1 protein-coding gene is annotated in these 1,000 nt (G+C 77.0%); it reads right to left on the bottom strand.

The window, feature by feature from the left end; all coding sequences use genetic code 11:
- Positions 1–136: 136 nt before the first annotated feature.
- A partial coding sequence (locus EAO70_RS05295; RefSeq protein ID WP_410091067.1) for a GNAT family N-acetyltransferase occupies positions 137–1,000 on the bottom strand: 864 nt, incomplete at its 5' end.

The raw sequence follows: 1,000 nt of genomic DNA, 5'->3' as shown, positions 1-1,000 counted from the left end.
CTTCGGGGCCCCGGGGACCTTCGGGAACGGCGGCTCGGGGGCGGCCCGGTTCGGGTGGTGGACTTCGGGTCGTGGGCCGCCGGCGGCCATTGGCCGACTGGTGGCCGCCGGCGGGGAGGTTCTGCGGGCGGGCCCCTCAGCCGAGTTCGAGGGTCGTCACGCCGAAGACGCGCTCGCCCGCCACCGGGCGGACCGGACCCGTGTACATCCGGGCCGTCTCGAACGTCGGCTCCAGGCCCCGTTCCTCGGCCAGCCGGGCCGCCGCCGGGTTCGAGTCCGGCATGTCGACCGCGATCCGCACCGCCCCGAACTCCCGCGCCTCGGCGGCGAGCGCGTCGAGGAGGGCGGCCGCGTCGGCGGGGGTGTCCGCGAACAGCGGCCCCACCCGCGCCGCGTCCTGGGCCGGCCGGACCACCCCGTACCCGGTCGGACGTCCGTCGACGATCCGCGCCAGCGCACGATGGCCGGGCGTGGTCAGCCACGAGGCCAGGAAGCGGGGCCGGTCGGCGTGGTGGCAGGCGCTGTCGTACGCGGCGAGGGCGGCCGGGTCCACGGATCCCGCGGGCACCACACCGGCCGGCGGGCCGTCGGCGACCGGGACCGCGCCCTCGTACCGCGCGGTGCGGTACGCCGTCGTGAAGCCGGAGCGCCGGTAGTTCGCCTGCTGGTCCGGCACCCCGTCGAGCCCGACGGACCGGCCGCCGGCGTGCGGGAGCGCGGCCTGCCAGGTGGTCAGCCCGTGACCGAGGCCGCGCAGGTCGGGGCGTACGAGGTAGAAGCCCAGGAACGCGTACGCCTCGTCGTAGGTGACGACCGAAATGGCCGATACGGGCTCCCCGCCGACCCGGCCGATGAAGAAGCCGCGGGGGTCCTGGGCGAAGAACGGCGTGGCATCCGAGAGTCCCGGGTTCCAAGCCTCGGCGGCCGCCCAGGAGCGGACGAGCTCCCAGTCCCGCTCGGTGGCGGGGGAGACGGACAGCGGGCCCGAGGGGGCGGAGGC

Origin of the sequence: Streptomyces sp. adm13(2018) (assembly GCF_008042145.1) — a bacterium.
GTDB lineage: Bacteria > Actinomycetota > Actinomycetes > Streptomycetales > Streptomycetaceae > Streptomyces.
The sequence above is the reverse complement of the archived record's forward strand: the minus strand, read 5'-3'. Positions and strand labels throughout refer to the sequence as shown.